The 3,807-nt window shown below is 39.8% G+C and carries 2 protein-coding genes; both read left to right on the top strand.

Annotated elements, in window-relative coordinates; translation table 11 throughout:
- Window positions 1-85 precede the first annotated feature (85 nt).
- Window positions 86-2,413, top strand: coding sequence for a DUF4906 domain-containing protein (locus HMPREF1535_RS18120; RefSeq protein WP_244275654.1), 2,328 nt, complete (start codon window positions 86-88; stop codon window positions 2,411-2,413).
- 275 nt (window positions 2,414-2,688) lie between these two features.
- Complete coding sequence (locus HMPREF1535_RS18125) at window positions 2,689-3,600, top strand: Rpn family recombination-promoting nuclease/putative transposase (RefSeq protein WP_046147067.1); 912 nt, start codon at window positions 2,689-2,691, stop codon at window positions 3,598-3,600.
- Window positions 3,601-3,807 lie beyond the last annotated feature (207 nt).

A 3,807-nucleotide genomic window follows, 5' to 3' on the forward strand; every position in this document is an offset into this window, starting at 1 on the left:
TGTTAAAACGGCGCTTTTGATGTAGTAAATTAATGATAAAAGGATGGCAGGTATAGGACACAAATTAGAAAGGAAAGGAGTCATAATGACACTTTTATCACTGGTATTAATAAGCACAGGTTGCGAGGAACGGATCGACAGTCCGGCGGTGAATCCGTTGGAAGGAAAGATAGTGGAAGTAACGCTCGATCTCGGCTTTGCCGACGAAAAAGACGGATATACTTTGTCTGCACCATCGACAACAAAATCGAATGGAGCCGCTTTCAATTACGCACTTCAACCGGCAGTAACCACGAAAGGAGCGGAGAGTTCCCTGAAACCTGACAAGCTCTATAACCTGGAAATACAACAGTATGATCAGAACGGCAATCGCATAGGAGGCATGAATGCAAGTGATGTTGCTGATCACGAAATCGGTTCCGCTTTTAGTCAGATTTTGACAGCAAACTCCGACTGCCAATTGGTGATCGTGGCATGGGGAAAAGGTAACACTAGCACTACCTTGGGTACTGGTAGTCTGGCATCCTCCCAAACTAAAAGTATTAAAGCCTCCGTTATATCCGAGTTAAATCCGTCCAATCAGGAGGATATGAACCAGATGCCTTATGTTCTGCATCTGGAACATGTATGCGTAGAAAACAATACGATTAAAAGTATTGAAGGTAAAGATGTCCGCCTGTTGCTGCGTCGACTCGCAACCCGGCTGACGCTGAACTGGTCTTATTCATACAGTGATTATCAGTTAAAACAAATCCTTTTGCAAAGTATTCCTCTTGATTATAAAGTAGTGACTGCTCCAGATAAAAATGATAAGACATATCCTTCCTTACTGGACCAATACACAACTATACAATTGACGAGTTCCCAAATAGGTACCGGAAATTATTCTTGTTGGGTTCCGGCTAACGTGCGTGGAACGAATTCATTAGCAACCTCCCAGACATACCGTATTAAATCGAATGCCCCGACGGGTAGTTCGTATGTCGATTTTATTGCAGCCAATACTTCTGACCTCAAAAAGAAGTTGAGTTACCGTGTCTATCTGGGTGGTTCTGAATCGACAGACTTCAATTTGTATAGTAATACGGATTATAATTATACGGTAAAGATCAGTCATATTGACTTACCTGTCAATGACCGCCGTGTAACGATTATCGATCCGATAGCGGCATCCGAGAATAATAACAATCTGGTGCCGACTGCCAACTGTTTCATGGTGGCTCCCGGTGGTGCATTCTGTTTTAATCCGTATACATTTTATATAAATGGAGAAACGCAACTTAATGAACAATTACATGACTGGTGTTCTACTATAAAGATTCAATCTGTTAAAGTATTATGGCAGACGAAAGAAAATGGTGATGTAGGTGATCCTGTGCTAGGAGTGGTTAATACATTAGCCGATCATTCAAATATTGTTGATATAAAGAATGGTGAAAGTTTTACGGATGCCCGTATTTATTGTCGTGTCGCTCCAAATACGACAGGAGGTAGTGGACTGATTGCCGCTTATGATGGTGCAAATGGAACAGGAAATATTCTTTGGAGCTGGCATATCTGGGTCACAGACTATAGCCCTGATGCAAAAGGGAATGCCACGGTTCTTACGCCGGAATATAAACGAAAACAAAAATATACTTATAACAGTGACCAATTTCCTATGATGGATCGTAATTTAGGAGCTATGGCCGGTTATACGAATGTGCCTTCTGACCCGTTAGGGATGTCGAAAGCAAATGGATTTCATTATCAATGGGGAAGAAAAGACCCTTTTCCCAGCAGTTACTCAGCAAGTATAAGGAGTGAGGTTTCAGGGGTAAGCGAACCTTTACCTGTTCCGGATATGTTGAATCAATATGGTCCGGATGGTTTATCATATATTGTAAAACAAGGTGTAACTCAAAATGTGTCACTTCAGGAGGCTTATCGGCATCCAACCGTTTTTTATTATTGGGGAATAACTTCTGCATTTACTACCGCAAACTCATGGAATGACTCTAATAATAATAAAACAATTCACGATCCTTGTCCGGTTGGTTGGCGTATTGCTTCAAGAAATAATTATAAGGCATTATTTCAATCAGGGAACTTTAATTTCAATACTTGGGTAACGGGTAATGCAATGAGTCAATCTACCTCACAGTCAGACGGTGGTTATGTGCTGTATTATGAAGCAAAAGGTTCTGGAAATACCACTTATTATAGAATGGCTGGCTATAGAGTTACTACCGATATTTTCAGGCATATAGGAGAGTGGGGATTTGTATGGACCAGAGAAGAAGGGAGTAATATTCATCAGGGTAGTTGTTTTAATGTAAAAAGTAATATTGACTCAAACTGGGGAGCTTCTATGAGGGATAATATGAATAAATGTGATGCACATACAATACGTTGCATTCAGGAACAGAAATAGCATCAAATATTGCCTCTTCTCCTTTTCGAGAAAGGGTAAGTAAAAATACAAAGGTAATTTTCCCGGACCTGCCAGTAACCGGGGAAAAACGAGTTCTTTGACATGATGAGATTGATAAGATAGAAAGGGGAGTGAGGCTCTTTTGTAGACTGAAAAAGGATTATATATAATGTATAGCAGTTCGTATGTTTTTAGTGCAGATATTTTGCATCTTATGAAAATAAATGCATATATTTGTCGCACGCTCACTATGGGCGCAACTAAAACATATAGCTATGAGCAAATTTATTAATCCTTTCTCGGATTACGGGTTTAAACTCATTTTCGGGAGTGAAGTCAGTAAAGATTTAATCATCAGTTTTCTAAATGGAGTCCTCCATGACGAAGTAATCATCAACATCACTTTTCGCAATGTCGAAATGCTGGGCATGAAACAGGATCAGCGTCGTGCAGTATTTGATATTTTTTGTGAGAATGAGAAAGGTGAATTCTTTATAGTGGAGATGCAGAAAACCCGTCAGAAATACTTTTCCGACCGTATCCTGTATTATGCCTCGTTTGCTATCCAGCAACAGTCTGTTGTAACCCGTGAGAAATTAGCACATTTGTCGGAAGAAGAGCGTAAACAGCATTGGGATTATAATATAAATAAGGTATACATTGTTTGTATCCTTAATTATGTGATGGCTCCCGGGTATCCGGACAAATACCGCTGGGATGTAGTGAGGATGGATCGTGAACTGAAGATACCTTTTAGCGAAACGCTGAACGAAGTGTATTTAGAAATGCCGAAATTTGTATTACCTTTGTCGGAGTGCAAGACCATTTACTTAAAATGGTTGTATGTTTTAAATAATATCGAAATAATGGAACGTTTACCGGATGAACTCAATAACCAACTATTTCAGAAGCTAAAAAGCATAGTGGAAATAGAACGTATGTCTGCCAATGAACGTTTGGAGTACGAACTGAGTCTGGCTGTCGAACGTGATTTGCTTTCTGCCATTGATGCCAGTTTTGAAGATGGCGAAATCAAAGGCGAAGAGAAAGGTATAAAAAAAGGTATAAAGCAAGGTCGTGAAGAAGAACGCCGAGAAATAGCTCAAAACTTAAAATCCTTAGGTCTGTCTTTAGAAGATATTTCAAAGGCAACCGGTCTTACTTCCGAAGAGATCGAGCAACTCTAACATTCCCCCTGAATCTTATCAATCGCATCTGTAAAAAATAACAGATGCACCCAATAGTTACGCAGCACCCTGTCGGGTGTTGCGCTGCTTTTTCGTGTGTCTGAATGTAATTGTTAATGTGCGTAAAAAAAGGAAAGAGAGTATATGAAAAATACAGTAAAAATAAAAAACGTAGAGTTTGAACGACAGTTTGAATCTCAACGGGAA

This window comes from Parabacteroides goldsteinii DSM 19448 = WAL 12034, from assembly GCF_000969835.1.
In the GTDB taxonomy this organism is placed as follows: domain Bacteria; phylum Bacteroidota; class Bacteroidia; order Bacteroidales; family Tannerellaceae; genus Parabacteroides; species Parabacteroides goldsteinii.

What these genes read in the sequence shown, in the direction of transcription:
- HMPREF1535_RS18120 (WP_244275654.1), top strand. Translation starts at nt 86, where the DNA reads ATGACACTTTTATCACTGGTATTAATAAGCACAGGTTGCGAGGAACGG.
- HMPREF1535_RS18125 (WP_046147067.1), top strand. Translation starts at nt 2,689, where the DNA reads ATGAGCAAATTTATTAATCCTTTCTCGGATTACGGGTTTAAACTCATT.